The sequence below is a fragment of the Sorangium sp. So ce381 genome, from assembly GCF_051473845.1.
In the GTDB taxonomy this organism is placed as follows: domain Bacteria; phylum Myxococcota_A; class Polyangia; order Polyangiales; family Polyangiaceae; genus Sorangium; species Sorangium atrum.
On the sequence record NZ_CP150336.1, the window covers coordinates 11,941,992 to 11,964,606 of the forward strand.

Annotated in this window: 15 protein-coding genes; 6 read left to right on the forward strand and 9 right to left on the reverse strand. The window is 70.4% G+C overall.

What is annotated here, in order from left to right; all coding sequences use genetic code 11:
* Nucleotides 1-177 precede the first annotated feature (177 nt).
* Both WMF29_RS44780 and WMF29_RS44785 read left to right on the forward strand, forming a co-directional pair.
* Complete coding sequence (locus tag WMF29_RS44780; RefSeq protein WP_437326153.1) at nucleotides 178-2,724, forward strand: DUF2169 domain-containing protein; 2,547 nt, start codon at nucleotides 178-180, stop codon at nucleotides 2,722-2,724.
* 102 nt (nucleotides 2,725-2,826) lie between these two features.
* Nucleotides 2,827-3,777, forward strand: coding sequence for a hypothetical protein (locus tag WMF29_RS44785; protein WP_437326154.1), 951 nt, complete (start codon nucleotides 2,827-2,829; stop codon nucleotides 3,775-3,777).
* A gap of 61 nt (nucleotides 3,778-3,838) precedes the next feature.
* Here WMF29_RS44785 and WMF29_RS44790 read toward each other — a convergent pair whose 3' ends face one another.
* The 6 genes from WMF29_RS44790 to WMF29_RS44815 form a co-directional block, all read right to left on the reverse strand.
* Nucleotides 3,839-4,240 (reverse strand): DUF4150 domain-containing protein, encoded by a 402-nt coding sequence (locus tag WMF29_RS44790; protein WP_437326155.1) that lies wholly within the window; start codon nucleotides 4,238-4,240, stop codon nucleotides 3,839-3,841.
* A gap of 29 nt (nucleotides 4,241-4,269) precedes the next feature.
* A complete protein-coding gene (locus WMF29_RS44795; RefSeq protein ID WP_437326156.1) occupies nucleotides 4,270-4,911 on the reverse strand; it encodes a DUF3540 domain-containing protein in 642 nt (213 codons plus the stop codon).
* 51 nt (nucleotides 4,912-4,962) lie between these two features.
* Entirely contained in the window at nucleotides 4,963-6,090 is a 1,128-nt protein-coding gene (locus WMF29_RS44800) for a pentapeptide repeat-containing protein (protein WP_437326157.1), read from the reverse strand.
* Nucleotides 6,087-8,765, reverse strand: coding sequence for a DUF2169 family type VI secretion system accessory protein (locus WMF29_RS44805; RefSeq protein ID WP_437326158.1), 2,679 nt, complete (start codon nucleotides 8,763-8,765; stop codon nucleotides 6,087-6,089). The genes WMF29_RS44800 and WMF29_RS44805 overlap by 4 nt, the downstream gene beginning before the upstream one ends.
* A 69-nt stretch (nucleotides 8,766-8,834) precedes the next feature.
* A complete protein-coding gene (locus tag WMF29_RS44810) occupies nucleotides 8,835-11,204 on the reverse strand; it encodes a type VI secretion system Vgr family protein (protein WP_437326159.1) in 2,370 nt (789 codons plus the stop codon).
* Between the two features lie 147 nt (nucleotides 11,205-11,351).
* Entirely contained in the window at nucleotides 11,352-12,851 is a 1,500-nt protein-coding gene (locus tag WMF29_RS44815) for a hypothetical protein (RefSeq protein ID WP_437326160.1), read from the reverse strand.
* Nucleotides 12,852-13,157: 306 nt separating this feature from the next.
* Between WMF29_RS44815 and WMF29_RS44820 the strand changes: the two genes are divergently transcribed.
* A complete protein-coding gene (locus tag WMF29_RS44820) occupies nucleotides 13,158-14,324 on the forward strand; it encodes a 2-isopropylmalate synthase (RefSeq protein WP_437326161.1) in 1,167 nt (388 codons plus the stop codon).
* On the opposite strand, the gene WMF29_RS44825 is transcribed toward WMF29_RS44820, so the two are convergent.
* Nucleotides 14,308-14,637: a hypothetical protein gene (locus WMF29_RS44825; RefSeq protein ID WP_272096180.1), complete on the reverse strand. Its 330-nt coding sequence runs from the start codon at nucleotides 14,635-14,637 to the stop codon at nucleotides 14,308-14,310. The genes WMF29_RS44820 and WMF29_RS44825 overlap by 17 nt on opposite strands.
* An 89-nt stretch (nucleotides 14,638-14,726) precedes the next feature.
* On the opposite strand from WMF29_RS44825, the gene WMF29_RS44830 reads away from it, so the two are divergent.
* Nucleotides 14,727-14,900, forward strand: a complete 174-nt coding sequence (locus WMF29_RS44830; RefSeq protein WP_437326162.1) for a hypothetical protein — start codon at nucleotides 14,727-14,729, stop codon at nucleotides 14,898-14,900.
* A gap of 208 nt (nucleotides 14,901-15,108) precedes the next feature.
* Here WMF29_RS44830 and WMF29_RS44835 read toward each other — a convergent pair whose 3' ends face one another.
* A complete protein-coding gene (locus WMF29_RS44835; protein ID WP_437326163.1) occupies nucleotides 15,109-15,789 on the reverse strand; it encodes a hypothetical protein in 681 nt (226 codons plus the stop codon).
* 14 nt (nucleotides 15,790-15,803) lie between these two features.
* Nucleotides 15,804-16,205, reverse strand: coding sequence for a hypothetical protein (locus WMF29_RS44840; RefSeq protein ID WP_437326164.1), 402 nt, complete (start codon nucleotides 16,203-16,205; stop codon nucleotides 15,804-15,806).
* A gap of 1,155 nt (nucleotides 16,206-17,360) precedes the next feature.
* Here WMF29_RS44840 and WMF29_RS44845 point away from each other — a divergent pair.
* Nucleotides 17,361-18,536: a PAS domain S-box protein gene (locus WMF29_RS44845; RefSeq protein ID WP_437326165.1), complete on the forward strand. Its 1,176-nt coding sequence runs from the start codon at nucleotides 17,361-17,363 to the stop codon at nucleotides 18,534-18,536.
* Nucleotides 18,537-18,580: 44 nt separating this feature from the next.
* Complete coding sequence (locus WMF29_RS44850; RefSeq protein ID WP_437326166.1) at nucleotides 18,581-22,609, forward strand: non-ribosomal peptide synthetase; 4,029 nt, start codon at nucleotides 18,581-18,583, stop codon at nucleotides 22,607-22,609.
* Nucleotides 22,610-22,615 lie beyond the last annotated feature (6 nt).

Consider the following 22,615-nt stretch of genomic DNA (forward strand, 5'->3'; position numbering starts at 1 on the left):
GCGGATTCGTGACGATAGACCATGTCGGCCGGCGCCTCCAGCCCCTCACGGCCGGGCGGGCGCGGCGCGGGGCAGCGCGGTGCTGCGACGGCGCGACGGCTGGCGGCGATGGACACGCGCATCACAACGGCGAAGTCTCCCTGTCCGCGCCGGACCACGAGCGGGTAGGATCGGCGCGTGCGCTCGCTCTGGCCGGTGGACGTCGTCGCCTTGAATCCCGTGTCGTGCGGCGCGGTCCTGTGGCGCATCGGCGGCGTGCTGCGCGTCACGATCATCGTGAAGGCGACGTTTGCGCTCGGCGCAGACGGCGACGCGGATCTCGTGGCGCCCGAGCCCGTCGAGCGCGAGGACCGCTTTCACGACGATGACCCCTCGCGGAGCCTGCGCGCGGCGAGCGACATCGCGCCGTACCTCCCCGGCGCGGGCGTCGTGCTGACCGGGCGCGCTCATGCGCCGGGCGCGGTGCCGGTGACCGCGCTCTCCGCGAGGCTCGCGCTCTTCCGCGATGGACCGCTGCTCGACAAGACGATCCACGTCTTCGGCGATCCGGCGCCGGGCAGCGGCGCGCCCGCACCGTTCCAGACAATGCCGCTCGTGTACGAGCGCGCGCCGGGCGGGTCCAGCTTGCCCTGGAACCCGGTCGGCGTCTCCGAGGCCGCCGATGGGACGCTAGCCGACGCGCTGGATCCAGCGGCGCGCTCCGGTCGAGCGCGCCCGAACCTGGTCAATCCCGCGAACCCTCACCGGCCTGCGTGCTTTGGACCGATCGCGCCTCACTGGCCCTTGCGGAAGCGGCTGTTCAACGGCCTCGAGCCCGGCGCGGCGGGGCCCTCGGTACAGCACGGCTCGCCCGGCGCGGACCCCGCCCTCGCCGAGCGCGCGAAGGTGCTTCACCTTCCCGATGATTTCGACTTTCGCGCCTTCAGCCCGGCGCCCTTCGATCAGCAGATCCCCTTTCTTCAGGGCGATGAGTGGATCCTCATGGAGCACCTGAGCGCCGGGAGAGCGCGCGTCCAGACGCGCCTCCCCGCGGCGCGCGCTCGCGTGCGCCGCTATCGCGTCGATGCCGCGCGGGTGAGCGGACCGCAGGAGATCTCGCTGATGGCCGACGCGCTCGTCATCGACGGTGATCGACAGACCGCCTCGCTGGTGTGGCGGGGCAACTTCGCGATCGAGAACCAGGACGTCCTCCAGCGCATCCGCCTGTTCGCAGGCGTCGAGACGCGCACTGTGACCGTCTCCTGGCCGGAGCACGGCGCGTCGCCCCTCGGGGAGCCTGCGGCGACACACAGGAGCTCGACGCCGGCCGCGCCCGTCCCCTCGTCGAGAGCGGCGCCCGCCGCGCTGGCGAAGACCGGCGCTCTCTCGAAGGTGGGAGCGCCCGTGCTCCCGTTCCGCGATGTGTCTGCCGCGCCGCAGGCTCCTTTCTCCCTCCTCGTGAACGGAGGCTCAACTCTACCGCTGGGCCAGCGGGTGCCGATCCCCGAGGACAGGCTCGCGGAGCTCGGGGCAGAGCGGGCGCGGTTCCCGGTGGCCGCGCCGGGTACGAGCGGGATGCGCGGGGAGGCACCCATCCCGGGCGCGCCGTGGAGCTCCGTGCCCGCGCCTCCGCTCGTCGTCCCGGGCGACCCTCGATCCTCGCAGGGGGCGCCCACGCTGGTGGGCTCTCGACCTCCGGAGCCGGGTGTCGCGGAGCCGGCGCCGCAGCCGGAGCCGGATCCCGCCGCAGCTCCTTGGCCGGAAGCGTCAGGGTCGATGCTCGTGCTGCGAGAGCCCTCGAAGCAGGCGGCGGCCATTCCGGTGGTGGAGGCGGCAAAGCCGGAGGCGATTGGCGTGCAGATCGAGGCGGCGCTGCCGACACCGGCCGAGGTGGCGCCGCCGGAGAGGGTGGCGCCGCCGGTCGACGTCGCGCCGCCAGCGCCGGCCGGGCTGGCGCCACCCGTGGACGTGACGCCGCCGGCCGCGATCGAGCCGCCTTCGGCCATGGCGCCGATGGCATCGATTCCGCCGCTCGCCGGGCAGGACGCGCGGAAGCGCGCAGAGGCGAAGCTCGCTCAAGGCCAGGCGCTCGACGGAGACGATCTGTCGGGCGGCGACCTGTCGGGACTCGACTTCAGCGGGCGATCGCTCGCGCGGTGCTCGCTGCGCGGCGCCAAGCTCCGTGGCGCGCGCCTCGCGGGCGCCACGCTCGTCGAGGCGGTGCTCGACGAGGCGGACCTCCGCGGCGCAGATCTGTCCCGCGCCGTCCTCACGAACGCGCGCGCCGATCGAGCGGAGCTCGTCGAGGCGGTGCTCGAGGAGGCGGACCTCCGCGGCGCCTCGCTCTCCAGGGCGAACCTCGGGCGAGCACGGCTCGCGCGCGCCCGCGGCGATGGCGCGACCCTCGCCGCGGCGAACCTGGAAGGCGCCGACATGGAGGGATCGCGCTTCGTGGGGGCCTCCTTCGCCGACGCCAACCTGCGGGAAGCCAAGGCCGACAGCGGCGATTTCACGTCGGCGCGGCTCGATCGCGCCGATCTGGGCGCGGCCTCCTTCCGCAAGGCCCGCCTCGTCTCCGCGGTGCTCGCGCATGCGCGGCTCGACCTGACCGATCTCCGCGGCGCTGACCTCGCGCGCGCCAACCTGCACGGGGCAGCACGGCGAAGAGCCAAGATCGCGGGCGCGAACATGAAGGATATCGACGAGACAGCGCCGGTGGCCCCCGATGACCCCGAACGCTCGTGAGCGCGTCCAGGCGGAGCGCGCGCAGGCGGCGCAGGCCCGGCGCTGCCCGGTCCGCTCCGGTGCGACGGGGCGTGGTGTGGTCGCCTTGCGAGGAGCCATGAGATGAACGGTGATCCCGAGGCCGCGCTCGCGCGTCAGTTCCGCGAGCTCGCCGGCGCGCCCAAAGAGACCGAGTGGCCCGTCGACTTCCACTTCAACATCGGCGGCTCCCCGGTCCGCGTGACGTATTCGGTACAAGACTTCATCCGGCTGAGGTCGCCGTACGCGCCCGGCGCGCAACGGCCCGTGGACGGCGCCCAGGCGGCCTATCGCGACCCCGCCGGCGCGCCGCTCTCTGCCGTCCGACCGATGGCCATCGAGCTGCGGCCCGAGACGCCCGAGCACCGCGCTGCCAAGGCCGCCCTCGTCTCGACCGAGGTCCAGACGGGCGATCCACCGTTCGATCACGAGGTCTATATCCACTCGCCGAGCGATCCCCACGTCGTCCAGCGGGTGCTCGGCTCGCCCGAGCTGCGCGCGAGCGTCCGCGCGCTGCTGGCCGAGGGGTTCTCGAGCATCGAACTCGACGACGATCGAGGCGAGATCTGCGCGCATCTCCAGGCGTTCACGGACAGGCACTGCAGGCCCGGCTGCGCCGCGCGCATGCTCGATGCGTTTGCCGCGATCGCCCGCAACGTCCCTCATGTGGCGCGATCGTCCGCGCCGCGGCCGGCGGACACCGGGCGCGCGCTGCTCCTCGTCGGCGGCGTCCTCTGCGCTGTTTTCCTCTTGCTCGGCGTGCCCGCCTATTTCCTCGCAGCGGGAGATCGCTGCGACTTCGAGAACAACGGCGGCGCGAGCGTGCTGCTGTCGTGGGATGGGTGCTTCACGCCGATTCCTCTGGGCATCGCGGCGGGGCTCCCCGTCGGGCTCGCGCTCGCAGCCGCCCTGTCGAGCCGCGTCCGGGGCCGGTCGGACTCCCACGAGCGCGCGTCGTCCGTCCATGCGATCTTGGTGATCCTCGCTGTCCAGCTCGCGATCGCCCTGTCCGCCGCCGTGCTGTGGGCCACGTAGCCAGCCGGGCGCCCGCGCGCGCAGCTCGCCTTCCGAGGCCCAGATCGCGCGGCTGGCGCGCTCACGGCGCGAGGACGATCACGTTGGTCACGCTCGGCACGATCTTGGCGCCGGGCGCGTTGGTGTTGTTCTGGATGGTCATGCTGGTGAGCCGCGCCAGCGGCATCCCCCCGACCACCACGGTGAACGCCGCTGTCACCGTGCGCGCAGGTCCCATGACGGTGCCAGAGGCGACGCCGGTCGCCAGCCCCGCGTTATCGCCGTTCGTGAGGACAGGCATCGTCGCCATGTTGTGCGCAGGCGTGCACGTCATCAGGACGTTCGGCACGAACGCCACGTTGGTGGGCTCGAGGCCGATGTTCGGGTAGGGGACGGGGATCGGGGCCGGCGCGGGCGGAGCCGGCGTGAGGCACACGTCAGGAAACGCGAGGCACATGCCGCCCGCGCTCGTCTTCGCCAACATATCGGGTTCTCCTCTCTTCGGCGCAGCGATCAGCCGAGGTGGATCTGCTCGCCGTCGACCTTGGCGAGGACACGGGCCGAGATGATCGCGTTCTCGCCGCGAATGCCGACCAGGTTCTGGGCGCGCAGATCGATGGTGCCCGCGCGCGTCTGATCGATCTCCTCGACGAAGCGGAACACACGTTTGACGCGTTGTGTCAAACGCGTGAGCGCCGTGTCGGCCTCCTGCGCGATGAGCGCGATCTTCGTCACTTCGGCTTGCACCAGCCTGCCGAAGAACCCGAGCTCATCGATCGCCACAGAGCCCTTCCTGGCGCGTACCTGCACCTCGGCGCCGGTCACGGCGACCTCGCGTGCGCTCGCGATGTCGATGCGCTCCGAGGCGCAGACCGCGAAACGTCCCCCACGGGCCTGCACCACCAGATCGCCGTCGGTCGCGAGCTTCGTCGGCGCGCCCTCGCGGCCGTCGAGCACGGCCAGCACATAGACCCCATCCGGCTCGATGGCGCAAAGCACCTTGTCCCCGACGTCGGGCGCAACGAGGCAGCTCTTCGCGCGCCGCGCCTCGCAGCTCCCCGAGGAGAGCCGCACCGCGAACGCCGCGCCGACCCGCTCGACGCGCCCCGTCTCCATGTAGGTCTCTGGGCTGGCCAGCTTCTTCGCTGCTGTCATGATCTGTCGACCTCTCGCTTCCTCGTGTGCGCGGCGGAGATTCTCCGCGAATCATCGTCTCTGGGGGCGTTCATCGGGTGTCCCTGCGTCGCGAGGGCTGACGACGCCCTGGCTCTCCTCTTCGCGCGCCGTGCCGTGCCTGGGCTGCCACATCTCCAGCCGGGCCAGGGCCTCATCGTCGCCGAGCCAGCCCGCGCCGCGGGGGAGCGCCGCGCCTGCGCGCTTCGCCAGATGAAACCGGGTGCGGTGGAGGCCGGCTCCCGAGAAATCAGCGCCCGACACGTCGGCGTGAGAGAAATCCGCCTCGCGGAGCTTCGCATTCACGAACGACGCTCCGAGCGCGAGCGCACGACCGAAGTAGGCCTCCTCCAGCGTCGCGCCGGACAGGTTCGTCCTGGTGAGCTCTGCTTTCTCGAAGACCGCCTGCGCGAAATTACCGTTCACGAGGCGCGCCCGCGGCAGCTTCGCCTCACCGAAGAAGCACTGCGGCCCATGGGCACCCTCGAACGTGGCGTCGCGAAGGTCGGCGCCCATGAAGTTGCACTGAGCGCAATCGACCCCCGCGAAGCTCGCGCCCGCGAGGTCGCTCTTCATGAACTGTGTCCGGAACAGCCTTGTTCCAGCGAAGCTCTTCGGTCCCAGCTTGGCCTCGACCAGCGTGGTCAAGGTGAGATTTGCGGCTGTGAGGTCGGCTGTGCGGAGGTCGGCGCGGTACAGCGTCGCCTTCTCGAGGTTCGCGCTGGCGAAGCCCGTCTGGTCGGCGTCGATCTCGACGAGGTTCGCGCGGTCGAGGTTCGCGCCGGCGAACGATGCGCCCCGGAGCGACGTCTTCACCCAGCTCGCGAGCGGGGCCTCGGCCTCCGCGAGCGACGCGCCGGCCGCGGAGCACTCGGTGAAGCTCGCCGCGATGAGCTTGCCGCGATCGAAGCGCGCGCGGTCGAGGCTCGATCGGAAGACGCTCGCGAGATGCAGGTCGGCGCCCGTCAGATCACACCCGGTGAAATCACAGCCAATGAAGACGGACTCCTCGAGGCGCGCGCCGCCGAGCGCCTCGGGGAACCGCACCTCCTCGAACAACGCGCCCGAGAGATCCGCGCCGGTCAGCGCGAGGTGCGACAGATCTTCGCCCCGGACCGGCTCTCCATGCCGGATCTTGTCGAAGAGCTCGTCCCGATTCATGCGCCGCTCCTCGGAGGGACGTCCGCTGTCGGCAAGAAGCGCACGTGATCGACCTCCGCCTCCGCGAATGTCGTCCGGCCGTCACCCACCACACGGGAGAGATCGGCTCGGGCCAGGTTCGCCCCCGTGAAGTTCGCGCCGGCGAGGCGGGCCTTCGAAGCGAGCGCGTCCATCAGGTTCGCCCCGAGGAGCGATGCGTTCGCGAGGTTCGTGCGGATGAGCAGGCTGCCTTTCAGCACCGCGCGTTCGAGGCTCGCGCCGGCGGCGTCACACTCGGACAGGTCAGCGCCGCCGACGTTGGCCCGGTCGAAGCGCGCGCCCTCCAGCGCCGTCCCGCGGAGGTTCGCCTTCTCCATGTCCGCGTCGCGGAAATCCGCCCTGGGGAACGCTGATCCGTGCACGATGGCGCCCTGGCGGAAGCGCGCTTCACGGAACGAGACCCGCTCTCCTCTGCAGCTGACGAAGGTCGTCTTGAGCAGCGTCGCTCGCGAGAAATCCGCGTCGTCCAGCGTGCACTCGACCAGGTTCGCATCCGACATGTCCGCCCCCGCGAAGCGCGCGCCGGTGAGGTCCGCCTTCAGCATGTTGCACTGACCCAGCTGGGCGCCCGACAGATCGACCGCGCCGATCTTCGCCTCGAGCCAGTCGGCGCCGGTGAGGTTGGCTCCGGCGAACCGCGCGCCCGCGAGCTCGGTGCGGTTCAGGACGGCCTCGGTGAGGTCGGCGCGATCGAGGATCGCGTCGCGCAGCACGGCGCCGCCGAGGTTCGCGCCGGAGAGCCGGGCTCCGGTCAGGTCCGCGCCGCCGAGGTTCGCCCTGGCGAGCACGGCGCCGGCAAGGTTCGCGCCGGAGAGATTGCAGCCCGACAGGTCGGCCGCCTCGAGGAAGGCGCCCGACAGATCGACGCCGTTGAGGCGCATCCCCGCCAGGTTCGCCCCCGTGAAGTCACGGTTCGCGAGGCTCTCGTTCGACTCCATCGCGAGCGAGATGACGATTCGCGCCCGCGCCGAGGCGTCGGGATCCATCGCCCCAGCCGCCGGCTGGAGGTGCGCGAAGCTCCGGTACATCTCGCGCAGGCGCTCTTCCTGCTGCACGATCTGCGCTCGGTAGCCCGGGTCGGCGATCGCTTGCTCGAGGTCCTCCAGCGCGCCCCCGTCGGCGCGGGCCTCCTCGGCCATCGACCGCAGCTCCTCGAGATGGGCGGCGGCCGAGAACCTGGGCGGGCCGCCGCCCGTCTTCTCGGCCTCGGCCATGACGGCGTCGTAGTCCTGGCCCATCTCCGCATAGAGCTCCCGGGCCCTCTCGCGCGCTTCCGCCTGCTTTGCGTCGACGCTGTCGAACGCCAGATCCGCGCGCGCGGACTGCTCCTCCATGAAGGTGGCGAGCGCGTCGAGATCGTCGAGCGGCGGCGGCTCCTCGGCTGGCGGCAGCTCGGCGGCGCCGTGGTCCTTCGGGTCGATCCCCGCGGCCTCGAGGCGCGCGCGCGTCTCCGCGAGCTGCCGCTCCTGGCCGCGGCGCGCGTTCTTCAGGGCCAGATCGTCGCCCTTCAGCCACCGGCCCATGTCGATCTCGCCGAGGCTGACGTTGGGTGTGACCCCCGAGGCGCGCGGTGGCATCAGGTCGCTGTCGGAGATGCCCGCGAGGGCGCCCTTGTCCTTGTCGAGCCGACGCGCGAGCACGTGCTGGTAATGCTCGGCGGGGCGGGGCGATGACGGGTCCTCGCAAGCACACACGAGGTGAACGATGTCTGCCGCGTCGTCCTCGGCGATCGGGAGCGTGCCGTGGAAGATGACCACGCCGAGCCCGGCCGCGGGGAACAGCCACACCGTGTCGCAGCGCAAGGCGATCTCGTGGAAACGCTCGCCGTCCCTCGTCCGCTGCGTGACGAAGCTCCGCGCCGAGAGCCCCGGGAGACGCCCGTCGATGCGCGGCTCGCTCGGGTGCATGTTCTCGACGGACAGCTCCTCGTCGCCCCGGAAGAACCCGTCAATCCACTGATCCTCGGGCGCCACGTTGAAGAACGTCGGATCCGCGTCGGGGGGCAAGCCGGGGAAATGCTCCTTGAGCCAGTCGTCGTCGTAGGTGCCGGCGCGCTTCCTGCGCTGCGCGAAGGTGATGTCCATTGGCAAGAAGCCCGCCGGCTCCGGGCGCTCCGAGGGGGCGCGCATCATGAACCCAGTCCCGTAGCGCTCGACGTTCGGCAGCGGCTGCGCGGCGCGCCCGTTCACCTCGATCGCCTCTGCGCCCTTGCCGTACGGGTTCCGGTCGTACCTGGGGCCGCCGAACGCGTGGGCCCAGTCGATCGGCAGCGTCGCGATCGGCGCAGGGGGCGACGGCGCGCCGCCCTGCCAGAAGCGATCGCCGACGACGGCGAGGCGCTTGTCGACGGCTCCGACCCGCGCGCGCACGTAGGAGGCGGGGAGCGGCTTGCCCCCGGGGGCAAAGAAGTGGCCGCACACGAGCAGCTCGCCGCGCGTTTTAGCGATGCCCTCGTCGATGACGCCCTGCGCGCCGAGCTGGGTGGAGATAGCCGTCCAGAACGAGAGCTCGTCGAGGAGCGCCCGGGGCTCGGCCAGCGGGAACGCCAGCATGGCGCCGAGATGGAAGGTCGGCTTCCGCGCCACCTCGATCACGCGGTGGAGCACGGGCATCTTCATGGGCTTGATGACCTTCATGGCGCGTCGTCGCTCCCCTGGGCGGCCGAGCGGCGCCCCTCGCACGGGTCACCCGTCCTCACAGCGTCCTCACAGCTTCTTGAAGCCGTACGTGCAGATGGACGCGGCGGCCTGGCGCAGGCTGAACGCCTTGACGTCCTGCCCGGCGCCGCATTTCTTGCTCGCGATGCCGACGTGATCGACCTTGATGCCAACGCTGTCCGCCTTCATGCCGATCCTCGAGGCCGCGATGGCGGTGGCCTCCACCTTCGAGATGTTGATCGACATGTTGATCGCGGTGTTGTCCCACTTGTGCACGCCGGCCGAGTTCTTCGTATAGAACGTCTCGATGAGCGCGTTGGTGTGCTTGTACACCTTCGCCGGCGCCGTGATGCTCACCTCCTTCGCGTCGAGCGTGATCTTCGTCGGGCTCTTCACCGTGACCGTCCCGCTCGTGCTCTCGATCGTGATGTTGCCCTTCACGGTGTGCGACCACGCGCCCTTGATGTCCGCCGTCCACCCCTTGCCCACGTCCGTCTTCCACTCGCCGTAATCGTCGTGGTTCTGTGCGCTGACCTTGTGCAGCCAGCTGCCCGTGACCTCCTGTTTGCCGCCGGGCTCGATGGTCTGGGTGAGGCCCCCATGGATGTCCTGCGTCATGCCGCCCGCCTGGACCGTATCGGTGCGGCCCGAGTGCACGGTGACGTTCTGATGGCTGTTGTAGAACTCGTTCGAATCGCCGTCCACGTTGAGCGTGTGGATGCCGACGTAGTGGATTGTCGCGTTGTCGCTGACGTCGACGTAGTACTTGCCGCCGACGTTCTGCCACCAGTCGCCGCACACGTTGAAGCCGGCGTTGCCGTCCGTGTAGACGTAGAACATGCAGTCGACGGCCTGGATCGTGGGGTTTGCGTCCGGCGTCAGGGGAGGCACGACGAAGGCCTGACGGGTGGGGCCGCCCATGTGGAGGTTCGTGCCGCCGACGGGGGTGTACAGGTCGATGTGCTGCTTGCCCTCGAGATCCTCGACGACCATGTGGTTCTTGCCGCCGGTGCGCAGCACGTTCTGTGTCTGGTTGCGGCTCGTCACCGTGCTCGGCCGGTGGGCGTTCGGCACCACGCCGGCGATGACCGGCCGGTCCGGGTCGCCGCCCTGGAACGACACCATGACCTCGGTCCCTTTGCGCAGCGGGAAATGCCATCCCTCGATGCTGCCTCCGTGCGGCTGCATCATGCGCAGGTAGGTCGACGTGGAGCCGTCGGGCAGCTCGCTCGCGTCGAAGTTGAAGCGGACGAGGTACCGCCCCTGGTCGTCGATCTGGGCGTACTGGCTCTCGCTCGGGCCGTCGACGACGCCGTTCTCGAAGCCGTAGATGCGCGGCCACGGCGTCGACTGGGCCGCCCTGAACTGCACGTCGGCGGGGATCGCGACGACCTCGACGCGGTACGTCTCGTTCGCCTCCAACCCGGTGAAGCGCGTGATATCGAGGGAGCCGCTCGTGATCGCGGCTGTGTGCCGCACCTCGACGGCGAGGTAGCGGGTCGGCATGTCCGAAGGGCCGTCCTCCAGCTCGAAGATGTAGCCGGCCCGCAGCCCGGTGGCGTTTCCGGTCGCGTGCAGGGTGAGCTCGCGGCACGCGATCGACTGCGCCTTGACCTGGGCCAGCCGCGTCGCCTCGTCCTGCGTGAAGACGCGGTAGCCGTACTCGCGGACCTCGCCGCGGCCGCTCCTGGACACCGTGTGCTCCCCCGACACCGAGGCGGCCGGGTTTGCATAGTTGTAATCGTTGATGAGCACCGCGGCAGGGAGCGTGCTGAAATCGACGTACACCTCCCGGAAGCACTCGCCGGCCGTCACATCGTTGCTCGAGGTCGGATGGTAACGGACCCTGCCATCCCCGCTCAGCGGATCGTGCTGATCCTTGCTGTCGACGATGACCATGACCTCCGCGCCGTCGTCGCCGACCGGGTGCTCGAAGTGGTAGTAGAGCCCCTCGCGCTCGAGCCAGCGATGGGTGAAGTCGAGGTGGCTTTCCCGGTACTGGCAGACGAACTCCTCTTCCGGATAGCGGTCCGTGTCGATGCTGAACCGGAAGTCGCTCGTCGAGAGGCCACCGTGGGTGAGCGTCTTCGTCAGGAAGGCGTCGATCTTGCTCTTCGTGTGGACGAAGCTGCGCACGGAGTGGCGCTGGAGCCAGAGCCTGGGCATGAGCGACCCCTGGTAGAGCGCGCGCTCGCCCGACTCTCGCAGCAGGCGCAGGCGCACGAACACGCCGTGCCAGCACATCGGCGGCAGGTTGCCCCCGCGCTGCAGCGTGAGCGTCGCCGAGGCGGTGACGGCGGCGCGGACGTCGGTGCCCGCCGGCACGGTGAACAGGATGTCGAGCTCGAACGGCCGGCACAGCGCCTCGGTGCCCTTGAAGCCGACGGCCCGGGCGGCCGGCAGCGCTGCGCAATGCATGGCAAGAACGTCCGCGCTCATGAGCTCCCCACCAGGTTGTGGTCCACCCGAGGCCCCCTTGAGTGGAGCGGCCGCGCGCGGACGTTTTCACGACACCAGCCCTTACACCAGAAGAGCGCCCGCTTGGCAAGCGAGCGCCGCCCTCGCTCAGGGCTCGAACTTGACCGCGACCGGCGACGGCTGATCCCCGACCCCCTGGCCCACGCCGAGCTGCCCCTCGGCGTTCTCGCCCCAGCAGAGGATCTCGCCGGTCGCCTTCAGCGCGCACGTGTGCTGGTAGCCCCCGGCGAGCTGCGCCACCCCGTCGATGGGCACGTCGACCGGCTGCGTGGACAGCATCCCGTCTCCGTTGCCCAGGTAGGCGACTCCCCACATCTTGAGCGCCCGCGCGTCGCCGGACACCGCGCCGCTCCGCTCGCGGCCCACGTCGATGCGCGCCGCGCGCGGCACGGCGACGAGCGTGGGCTCCGGCACGGGCCCGTAGCGATTGGCGCCCACCGCGCCGTTGTAGTCGTTGCCGAAACAGTAGACCTCGGCGCCCTTGCGCGCGCACGTGTGCCGGTCGCCCGCGGCCACCTCGTCGACGCCCGCCGCGAGCGGCGCGAGGACGTTCACCGGAGAGGGCGAGCTCTCCTGCCCGCCGTTGCCGAGCTGTCCATCGAAGTTCCTGCCCCAGCAGAGCACGCCCCCGTCGGAGGCCTTGATGGCGCATGTGTGATCCTGGCCGGCCGCGACCTGCCGGAGTTCGCTCCGGACGAGGAGCGGCGTCGCATAGCTCGACTGCTCCGCCGCGCCATTGCCGATCTGGCCTTCCTCGTCGGATCCCCAGCAGTATAGCTCGTCGCCCGTCTTCACGGCGCACGAGTGCGCCGCGCCCAGCGAGATCTGAACGACGTTGATGAGGCTCGTCACCCGCGTCGGTCCGACGGAATCGAGATAAGCGCCGTTGCCGATCTGTCCGCGCCGGCCGTTTCCCCAGCAGACGACCGTCGTGTCTTCCATCACCGCGCAGGAGTGCGCAGGGGCACTGTTGTCCGTGCGCGAGTATCCGCCGCCCGCCGCCACGTGGACCGCCTTGCCGGGCAGCGACACCCGCGCGGGCCAGGCCACGCTCGGCTCATCGATCGGCGCTCCGGCTTCCCCGAACGTGTTCCTCCCCCAGCACCAGACGCTGCCGTCCCCTCGCAGCACGCAGGTATGGGCGAACCCGGCCGAGATCTCGACCGGGTCGTTGCAGAAGGCCCCGTCGGCCCCGTCCACGCACTCCATCGCGCAGCGGCGGTCGCAGGCGCCGCAGTGCTGGGGATCGCGCGCGCTCGCCTCGCAGCCCGGCGCCGCGGCGTCGCAGTCGAGGAAGCCCGCGTCGCACGCGAGGCCGCAGACGCCGTCCTCGCACGTGGGCGCCGCGTTCTCCCCGGCGGGGCAGTCCTTCGGCGAGGTGCACGCGACGCCGTGGCCGCCGGCGCCGCCCTGGCCGCTGGCCCCACCCTCGCCGCCGGCGCCGGCGCTGCCGTGGCCAGCGCCGCCGCCCTGGCCGCCCCCGGCCGAAGCGAAGTTCCGCTCGGAGGGCGAGCAGCCGGCGCAGAGGGCGATCGTGGCGATCGTGAGGAATCCCAGCGCGGTCATCGGCAGGCGAAGCCTGTGCATGATCGAAGCTCCCGAAGCGGCAGGTGTCCCGGAGCAGCAAGTTGCTCCTTGGTCAGCTTTTTACGCTGCTGCTCTCCGCGCGGAAAGCCGCTCCCGCCGGCGGGCGCGGTGGTCCGGTCCTGCGGGCGTGGACGCCTGGCGCCGGCTCGATGCGCTCGCGGCGAGGGGCGCGGCGCTCGCCGTGCGCTGCTGGGACCTGCTCCGGCGGCCGACATGAAGTAACCTTTCCCCCAGCGCGGATCGACGCGGTGCGCCGCGCCCGCGCCACGCCGAGAGCCCCCTTCGATTCGAGATGAGATGCAGCGCATGAGCGCCGACGGCCGGGATCCCGGCGCCGCGGCCCCCTTCGACTGGAACCGCGCCGAGCCCGCGCCAGGGGAGCGCCCGCCGCGCCCCGGAGGGCGGTTGTCGCCCTCCGGCGGGCAGCCGTCGCCCTCCGGCTCCGGCGGGCAGCTGTCGCCCGCCGGCGGGCTGCAGCCGCCCTCCGGCGGGCAGCAGCCGCCCTCCGGCGGCCTGGCCGCCGACGCGTGGGGCGCCGCGCGTGCCGACGGGGACGCGTGGCTGCCCTTCGGCCGGGGAGCCCGGCCGGTCGAGGTGCTCGACGAGACGCTGCGCGACGGCATCCAGGGCGTCTCCACGGTGAACCCGTCGCGCGCGCGCAAGATCGAGCTTCTCCATGCGATGGCGAGCGTCGGCGTCGACGTCGTGAACCTCGGCATGCCGGCGACCGGGCCGCGGCAGTTCGACGACGCGTGCCTGCTCGCCCGGGAGATCGTCGCGTCCCGCCTGCCGCTCGGCCTGACCGCGGCCGCGCGGACCCTCGCCGCGGACGTCGAGGAGGTCGCCCGCGTTGCCGAGCGCACCGGGGCGCCGATCATGGTCTACGCGTTCATCGGCAGCTCGCCGATCCGGCACTTCGTCGAGGGGTGGGGGCCTGATTTCCTGGCCCGCAGCGTCGACGAGGCCGGGCGGGCGGCCGCGGCGGCTGGCCTGCCCTTCTGCCTCGTCGCGGAGGACGCGACCCGCTCGCCGCCCGACATGCTCCGCACGCTCTTCCGCGCCGCCGTCGACGCCGGCGCGGCGCGCCTCTGCCTTTGCGACACGACCGGCCATGTCACCCCGCCGGGGGTCGAGGCGCTCGTCGCGTTCGCCCGGCGCGAGCTAGGCGCGTTGGGGGCGACCGGGATCGAGCTCGACTGGCACGGCCACAACGATCGCGGGCTCGGCCTCGCGGCCGCGCTCTGGGCGGTGGCGAGCGGCGTCGAGCGGGTCCACGCCACGGCGCTCGGCGTCGGGGAGCGGACGGGCAACACCTGCCTCGAGCTGCTCGTCGACAACCTCGGCCGCCTCGGCGCGCGCCCCCCGGTGCCGCGCGAGCGCCTGGCCGCCTACTGCGCGGCCGCGTCGCGCGCGCTCGCCTGGCCCGTCGCGCCGGACCACCCGATAGCGGGGGCGCTCAGCCGCCGGGGGTGAGGTTGCCCCCGCCGACGCGCGCCAGGGCGGCGCGGACGATGGGCGCAGCGGGCGCGAGCGCGTCCGCGAGCTCGCCGACGCGGCCCGCCGCGCGCTCGGCGCGGGCCCACGCCGACGAGAAGCCGAGCGTGCCGGGCGGATGGGCCTCGGCGAGGGCGATCGCCTGCCGGAGGTCGTCGCCGACCGCCGCGATGGCGTGGAGATCTGCCACGCTCGCCCCGCGGGAGCGCGCCTCGGCGTAGAGCGCGCGCACGATGCCGAGCAGGTCGCGGGCGGCCTCCAGCGGGAAGGGATCGTGGCGGATCGAGAGCACGCTGGCTGCAGATCAGGGGGACCAGGCGGGTGCGTCAAGCAGGGGGATACGCGTGCGATGCGGTTTGAAACTTGCAGCGGACGGTGATCATGAACCACCGCACGCATGAGCTCGCAAAGACGGACGTTCCCGGCGACGACGAGGATGCCCCGCTGCCGCCGAACCCGGGGGATCCAGGGCCGGAGCAGCCGGAGCCGCCGTCGCCCGATCCGACGGAGGACCCGCGCTTCCCGCCGCTAGGCGAGTTCCCGCGCGGGGTTTGAGGCGAGGCGAGGGCTGCGCCTGGTCGCCTGAGATAAGCGGGGTGAGGAGTTGGAGGCAAGGAGTACCGCGAGTCCTATCGCCTCACCACGGCGGCTTGGGATACTGTGCTCCTCGGACAGGCCGTAGGCCCAGAAAAAGGGTGTTCGTCGCGCGAGCCAGGCAAGTACGACTAGACGATCGAGCAGGTTTGCGTCGGGCTTCAAGCGCCTAGGGCGATGCCGGCTTTTGCTTACCGGGGAACATGCGTTGCAAGGCCGGTGCACCAGGTTTCCCATTCACCGTGAGCGTACCGTCCAATTCACGCGCAATGGTGGGCGGCGCTATCTTTGGAAGTTCGAGCGGCCGGAACGCGGCAGGGTCCGAACGCGGCCCGGCATCTGGTCCGGCATACCATCCGATTTCCCCACTCGGCAGCTTTCGTGCGACAACCACTCCATCCCCGTCGGTCGGCCATTCTTCCGGCTTATAAACGCCAGTCGTCCCGTTGGGATGCTGGACGATCACAGCCTCGGAATAGCTGTCCAAGAGCTCACGGTTTCGCCGGATCTCTGCGGCGCTCGGCGTGCGTTGCGGGTCGACGGGATCGAGTTCTGGAGAGTCTTGCTGAGATCGTTCGTGAGCACTGGACGGCTCGGTCTTGTGGATCGGCGCGACGAAGGCCATGCAGATAGCCAGTTGCGCCTTCGTCGAGGCGAGCTCGGTGCGCTCAGCCCTGCAGCTGCCGCGGGTAGGCGCCTCGATGGTGGGCAACGATGCCGTGGTCGACCGCGAGGGCGATGTGCTCTCAAGCGCTTCGGCGACTCGCGTATCGCGCGGCACGGCGCGCCCGATCAAGATGCCGATGATGCCGGCAACGAGCGCGAATAGAATGGATCTGCGCATTGTCATGCAACTTCTCGCTGCTATAGAGGACACCCTGGTGGTACAGGCTGGCAATACTCATGGTCCTGATTCGGCCATTCCTGAGGAATAATGTCGAGGTGGCAGGGCGTCAGGAAAAATGACAGATCGGTTTGTGGGCAAACCTGGTTTCCGTTGAGTTGCTCTGCTGTTGCGCGGTTTATCACGGTGAACTCGAACAGTAGCTCCCTGTCACCGGCCGAAATGTGGCTGCACGCGGGCGTGAATGCGACCACTCCCACGTCTTGGCAGTATGCGGCGCAGCCGATCGGCGGGTCGGTGTAACAGAAGGGCTTGTCCGAAGGTGGAAGCGACTCGCCGCTTTGAGAGGTGCATTTCTTCGCTCCGATGGAGCATAGCGCAAACACGAGCACCAGCAGGGTGTGCGAAACCGATCGTTTCATGGACTCTCCTTTAGGGTCAAGCCCAGGCCACGTCCTCCGTACGCTTTCGCGACCAGCGGCAAGCCTTGGCTCTGTGCTGGTTGCGATCGTCGGCAGGCATCAGGGCGACGTCTGAGCCCGACGCGCGCACCTTGAAACTGTAGTTTCATTCGCGGATGTACGCTGAACTTCACTCGCTTTGGATGTGGCGACCGTTTTCTCGACGGAGCGCGGCGTCAAGAAGTAATTCGTATTACAATTTATGTCCGTGCAAGACGATCGACCGATCTCCGCAAATGGTGCAGCCTCGACGGTGCCGTTGGAGCGCAGAGGTCGAGGCGCAACGAGCCCAGGCGAACGGGTAGGACGGAAAATTCGTGCACCCTGGCAGAGGGGTGAGGCGTCCGGATTTCACGTCATCGTGATCACCGAGATCGCCGCATCGAGATCGCTCGGAACAGTGCATCGTGATCACCGGGAGCAGCCTTCGTGTCGCCGTCCCCGTCCGCCAAACGTTCCGGGCCCCTTTTGAAGGGTTCTGAGTGCGCTCTCATCAAAGCCCGTATCCGCTCCCCAAAATTGGTGATCTGATCGTGCGTAAGCGGATCAGAGCGGGCGCCAACTTTTCTGATGGGGGGGCCGCCAGGATGCCGCGGACGGCGGGGTGCCCAGAATGGCGCACAGGAAAGTAGAGCGCCGCACGGGTGGTCTCGGTGTCAGGTGCCTTCTGACCATGTGCATGCGACGAGCGCACGATTGGGACACTGGACATGCGGCGCACCGAACGTCGCGAGTCGCGCGCTCGCTCCGTCGGAGACGCGCGCGTAACCAAGCGGTGGACCGAGCCATTGATCGAATCATGGCTGAAGGAGAGCGAGAAACGTCCTCGCTGTGACAATATTCATCAGCGGCCCTGCTGTCCCCACTGTGACGCTCTTCATGCCGAGATTGATGCTGTCTAAGGCGTCCCATCAGGTGTAGCGTCGCAGGTGGAGGCGAGCTGTTCACCGCCGCCGCCTGACCTTTGCCAGCAGCCAGCATTGGGGGAAATCGATGGAACCTCACGAGACGGTTCTCCACTCGCATCATGGCGAGCTTGCCGCCCTGCGCGCTCGTGTGTCCAGGCTAGAGCAGATCGAGCGAGATCTGCGTGCCGAGCTCGGACGTGCGAACGCGGTGCTACAGGCAATTCCGTACCTGCTCTGCGTCCACGACCCGGTCGAGCAGCGAAAGCTCTACGAGAACCGCTCGCTGGCCGGCGAGCTCGGATACGAGGCCGACGAGGCGGGCCTCGCGGGCCTCGATGCGTTCGTGACGCTCGCGCACCCCGACGACCAGACCCGGGCTCGCGAGCAGCTCGATCACGCCGGAGAAGGCCAGGCGAGCGACTCGGCGGAGCTCGCGTATCGGCTGCGCAAGGCCGACGGGTCCTGGTGCTGGGTCACCCGGCGCGAGATCGTCCTCGCCCGCGACGGCGCCGGCAAGCCGCGCCAGGTCATGAGCGTAGTCCAGGACATCACAGGTCGAAAGGACATGGAGGTGGAGCAGCGCCGCCAGGCCGAAGAGCTCGGCGTGTCGAAGACATTGATTGACAATGCGCTAGATGGCATCACATTGACGTCCATGAGCGGGCAGGTCGTCTACGCCAACACCGCCTTCAAGGCGATGAGCGGCTTCGGCGACAGCGCGGTCGGCTGCGGGCTGACCGACTTCTATGCGCCCGAAACCTTCCGCCAGCTCTCCGACGAGGTATTGCCGACCCTGATGAAGGACGGCGCATGGCGCGGCGTCCTCAAGATCCGGCGCCCCGACGGGAGCGACTGGATGGGGCAGACCACCGCCTTCGTGGTCCTGGGCCCGGCGGGCGAGCCGACGGGCATGGCGGCGTTCTTCAGGGACATCACGGAGCAGCTCCGGTACGAGGAGGAGACGCTCGCCCAGATGCGGGTGATCCAGGCGCAGCAGGCGGCGCTCCGGGAGCTCGGAACGCCGCTCATCCCGATCGCCGACGGCGTGATCGCGATGCCCCTCATCGGGGCGATCGACCGGGAGCGCGCGCAGCAGATCCTGGAAACGCTCCTGAACGCGCTCGGCGAGAAGCAATCGGCCGTGGCGATACTCGATATCACCGGCGTGAAAGCCGTGGACGGAGAGGTGGCCGCCGCGCTGGTCCGCGTCGCGCAGGCGGCGAGGCTGCTCGGCGCCGACGTCGTGCTGTCAGGCGTCCGCCCCGTCGTCGCGCAGGCGCTCGTCAATCTTGGCACCGAGCTCAGAGGGCTCGTCACCTGCGGCACCCTGCAAAGTGGTATCGCCTACGCGCTGAAGCGCAAGGCACGCTCGATGACCGTCTGAGCTCCCACGCATCGTCCTCTGCAGTTCAAGGGGGAGGTTCGATCATGCGCGCTCACGCGACAAAAGCTCGTCTGTCCCACGCACCAGGGGAGCTCCCGCGCGAGCTCCCCGCGCTCGATCTCGCGACCGATCGCCCACGCCCGCCCGCGCCCTCGCGACGTCGCGCGTCGGTGTCGCGAGAGCTGCCGCCTCGGCTCGCCCTGGAGCTCGACCGCGTGCGCCGGGGCTCGGGCGCGACGCTCTTCGTCACCCTTCTCTCGGCTTATGCGGCGCTGCTCTACCGCCATACCCTTCAGAGCGAGATCCTGATCGGGACGCCCTGGCCTCGCCGCGGCGGCCGGTGGGGCTGGCGCGCGGCGCCAGGGCCCCGCCATCCGCTCGTCCTGCATGCCCGCATCGACGAGGAGCTCAGCTTTCGAGACCTCCTCGCGCAGATCGCCGCACAGATCGCCTCGGCCGAGGGGCCCCGGCACATGCCTCCGGCCGAGCCGCTCGCGGAGCCCCGGGCGGCGGAGGACCCAAACGATCACCCGACGTTCCAGACCACCTTCGAGCTCGCGCGACCCGGAATTGTCCTGCGCCGCGCCGCGATCCGGGCGGCGACAGGGGCGCGGAGCTCGCGCCCCCGCCCGGCCACGCTGGTCGATCTGTCGCTGTCCGTCACGGCGTCCGAGCGAGGGCTCGCCGCGACGATGACGTACAGCACCGACGTGTTCGATCCCGGGACCATCGAGCGGCTGCTGGACCACCTCGGCCTCCTGCTCGCGGGCGTCGCGGAGGACGCCGAGCGGCCGATCGCCGAGATTCCGCTGCTCACGCCGGAGGAGCGGCGCCGGATGACCGTGGTCTGGAACGCGACGCGGACCGCCTACCCCCGCGAGGCGTGTGTTCATGAGCTCTTCGAGGAGCACGTCGCGCGGACGCCCGACGCCATCGCTGTCATCGAGGGCGGCAAGGCGCTCACCTACCGCGAGCTGAACCGCCGCGCCAACCGGCTCGCTCATCGGATCTCCGCGCGCCACCCCGGCCCCGAGCTGCGCGTGGCCGTCGTCGTCGAACGTTCGTCGAGCGCGCTCGTCGCCCTGCTCGGGGTCCTCAAGGCAGGCGGCGCCTACGTGCCCCTCGATCCGAGCTATCCAGACGAGCGGCTGCGCTTCATGCTCGAGGACGCGGCGGTGAGCCTCGTGCTCGGGCAGCGAGCGCTGGTGACGCGGCTCGACTTCCGCGGGGACGTCATGTGTCTCGACGAGGACCACGGCGCGCCCGGCGACGACAGAAACCCCGCCATTCCTGCTGCCCCGACCGATCTCGCTTATGTGATGTTCACATCGGGCTCGACCGGCCGGCCCAAGGGCGTTGCCGTCCCGCACCGAGGGGTCGTCCGCCTCGTACGGGACACCGGCTATGTGGCGTTCGGGCCCTCGGATCGCGTGGCCCACGCCTCCAGCCTCTCCTTCGACGCGTCGACGTTCGAGATCTGGGGCGCGCTGCTCAACGGCGCATGCCTCGTCATCGTGTCTCACGAGACGCTGCTGTCGCCGGAAGCGATGCCTGCGCTCCTCCGCCGCGAAGCCATCACCGTCCTGTTCCTGACGACAGCGCTCTTCCACCACCTCGCGCGAGTGGGCCCGGACGCCTTTCAGGGGCTCTCCTACCTCGTCGTCGGCGGCGACGTGCTCAATCCGACGCTGTCCAGAGAGGTGCTCCTGAAAGGCCCCCCGAAGCACCTCGTGAACGGCTACGGTCCGACCGAGAACACGACGTTCTCCACGGCTCACCTCGTGCGCGCGGTCCCGGAGGGCGCCTCCCGCGTGCCGATCGGAAGGCCCATCTCGAACACGCGCGCCTATGTCCTCGACCGCCGGCTCCAGCCGGTGCCGGTCGGGGTCCCCGGTGAGCTCTACGTCGCCGGCGACGGGCTCGCCCGAGGCTACCTGAACCGACCCGATCTGACCGCCGCAGCGTTCGTCCAGAACCCCTTGCCCGAGGAGCCGGGAGAGCGCCTGTACAGGACGGGCGATCAGGTCCGTTATCTGGCCGATGGGTCGCTCGATTTCCTGGGGCGGATCGACGCCCAGGTGAAGATCCGCGGCTTCCGCGTCGAGCTCGGCGAAATCGAGGCGGCGCTGTGCGCGTGCCCCTCCGTGCGCGAGGCCGTGGTCGTGCTCCACGAGCACGCGCCCGGCGACATGCGCCTCGTGGCGTACGTCGTCTCGGACTTCGGCTCGGGCGGCCTTCCGTCGCGCCCCCCGTGCGGGGATCGGTCGCAGGGATCGGAGGCCGGCGCGGACAGCAGCGGCCCCGCGAGCTGCGGCCCCGCGTCCCGCGATCTGTCGAGGAGCCTGCGCCGGTTCCTGCAGGAGAAGCTGCCCGACTACATGATCCCGGCCGCGTTCGTCGTTGTGCCATCGCTGCCGCTCGCCGCGACAGGGAAGGTCGATCGCAAGACGCTGCCGCCGCCCGACGCCGGCCGGCTGCACACCGGAGAGCCGGAGAGCACCCGCACTCCGATCGAGCGCCGGGTGGCCGAGATCTGGGCGTCCGTCCTCCATACCGACCGTCCGGAGGTCGACGATGACTTCTTCGAGCTCGGCGGAGACTCCCTGCTGGCGGCGCAGGTGCTCCTCCAGGTGCGGACGGTCTTTCATGTCGACGTGCCCGCGCGCCGGCTGTTCGAGTCGCCCACCCTGGCCGGGCTCGCCCGCGCCGTCGAGGAGGCGCTGCGCTGGAAGGCGCGCGGCGCCAGGGCGTCGATGGGCGCGGTCGACCTCCGCGCGGAGGCCGCCCTCGCCCCCGACATCCGCCCTTGCGGCTCGTTCGTCGACACGGGCGCTCCGCCTCGCCACGTCTTCCTCACCGGCGCCACGGGGTTCCTGGGCGCCTTTCTCGTGCGCGACCTCCTCGAGCAGACGGGCGCCACGGTCCATTGCCTGGTCCGCGCCCCCGACGCCGCCGCAGGCCTGGCGAGGCTCCGGCGGAGCCTGGAGGCCTATTCGCTCTGGGATCCCGCGGCGAGCGCGAGGATCGTCGCCGTGCCTGGCGACCTGAGGGAGCCGCTGCTCGGGCTCACCCCGGCCTGCTTCGAGGCGCTCGCGCAGCGCATCGACGCGATCTACCACGCCGGCGCCGAGGTCAATTACATCAAGCCGTACGCGTCCCACAAGGCGGCGAACGTGCTGGGGACGCAGGAGATCCTGCGGCTCGCTTGCCTGCGCAGGACGAAGCCCGTGCATCACGTCTCGACGATCGGGGCCATCGGCCAGATCGGCTATTTCACCGGCGCCCGGACCGTGCGGGAGAGCGACGATCCCGATCGCTGGGTGGACCACCTCCACACGGACATGGGGTATTCCCAGAGCAAGTGGGTCGCCGAGAAGCTCGTGTGGCTCGCGCACGCGCGCGGGGTGCCCGTCACCGTCTTCCGCCCCGGGTTCATCCTGGGTCACAGCCAGACGGGCGCCGCCAACGTGGCCGACTTCGTAAGCAGGATGATCAAAGGCTGCGTCGAGATGGGATGTGCCCCCGACCTCCCCGCGCAGAGCAAGGAATTCGTGACGGTCGATTACGTCAGCCGGGCGATCGTGCGCCTGTCCTGCCGGCCGGGCTCGCCGGGGAAGGCGTTCCACCTGGTGCCCCCCTCGCCTCAGCGGCTCGATCTGAACGGCTTCTTCGACCTGCTCGTGTCCCGCGGCTACCCGCTCGTGCGGCTGCCCTACGCGCAATGGTGCGAGCAGCTGCTGGCGTGGATACAGAGATCGGGCGACAGCCCGTTCCTTCCCCTCCTGCCCATGCTGACCGAGAAGGTCCACGGCGACCTGACCCGATGGGAGCTGTACGCGCAGATGCCCGCCTTCGACTGCCAGAACACGATCGATGGGCTGGCCGGCACGGCGATCGCGTGTCCCCCCATGAGCGCCCAGCTGCTGGACACGCTCCTGGCCCACTACCTGCGCAGCGGGCACCTGAGCGCCCCGGCGCCGGCCGCGAGCGGCGTGCGCCTGGCCGCGCCGAGGGCCCGCAGCCCGCTGCGATGGCAAGATGTCGCGCGCACGCGGCGGGGCTCGCACGGCTGAGCGCGC

What these genes read in the sequence shown, in the direction of transcription:
- WMF29_RS44795 (WP_437326156.1), bottom strand. Translation starts at nt 4,911, where the DNA reads ATGACAGCAGCGAAGAAGCTGGCCAGCCCAGAGACCTACATGGAGACG.
- WMF29_RS44815 (WP_437326160.1), bottom strand. Translation starts at nt 12,851, where the DNA reads ATGCACAGGCTTCGCCTGCCGATGACCGCGCTGGGATTCCTCACGATC.
- WMF29_RS44840 (WP_437326164.1), bottom strand. Translation starts at nt 16,205, where the DNA reads ATGAAACGATCGGTTTCGCACACCCTGCTGGTGCTCGTGTTTGCGCTA.
- WMF29_RS44830 (WP_437326162.1), top strand. Translation starts at nt 14,727, where the DNA reads ATGAACCACCGCACGCATGAGCTCGCAAAGACGGACGTTCCCGGCGAC.
- WMF29_RS44805 (WP_437326158.1), bottom strand. Translation starts at nt 8,765, where the DNA reads ATGAAGGTCATCAAGCCCATGAAGATGCCCGTGCTCCACCGCGTGATC.
- WMF29_RS44850 (WP_437326166.1), top strand. Translation starts at nt 18,581, where the DNA reads ATGCGCGCTCACGCGACAAAAGCTCGTCTGTCCCACGCACCAGGGGAG.
- WMF29_RS44835 (WP_437326163.1), bottom strand. Translation starts at nt 15,789, where the DNA reads ATGACAATGCGCAGATCCATTCTATTCGCGCTCGTTGCCGGCATCATC.
- WMF29_RS44785 (WP_437326154.1), top strand. Translation starts at nt 2,827, where the DNA reads ATGAACGGTGATCCCGAGGCCGCGCTCGCGCGTCAGTTCCGCGAGCTC.
- WMF29_RS44820 (WP_437326161.1), top strand. Translation starts at nt 13,158, where the DNA reads ATGAGCGCCGACGGCCGGGATCCCGGCGCCGCGGCCCCCTTCGACTGG.
- WMF29_RS44800 (WP_437326157.1), bottom strand. Translation starts at nt 6,090, where the DNA reads ATGAATCGGGACGAGCTCTTCGACAAGATCCGGCATGGAGAGCCGGTC.
- WMF29_RS44810 (WP_437326159.1), bottom strand. Translation starts at nt 11,204, where the DNA reads ATGCATTGCGCAGCGCTGCCGGCCGCCCGGGCCGTCGGCTTCAAGGGC.
- WMF29_RS44790 (WP_437326155.1), bottom strand. Translation starts at nt 4,240, where the DNA reads ATGTTGGCGAAGACGAGCGCGGGCGGCATGTGCCTCGCGTTTCCTGAC.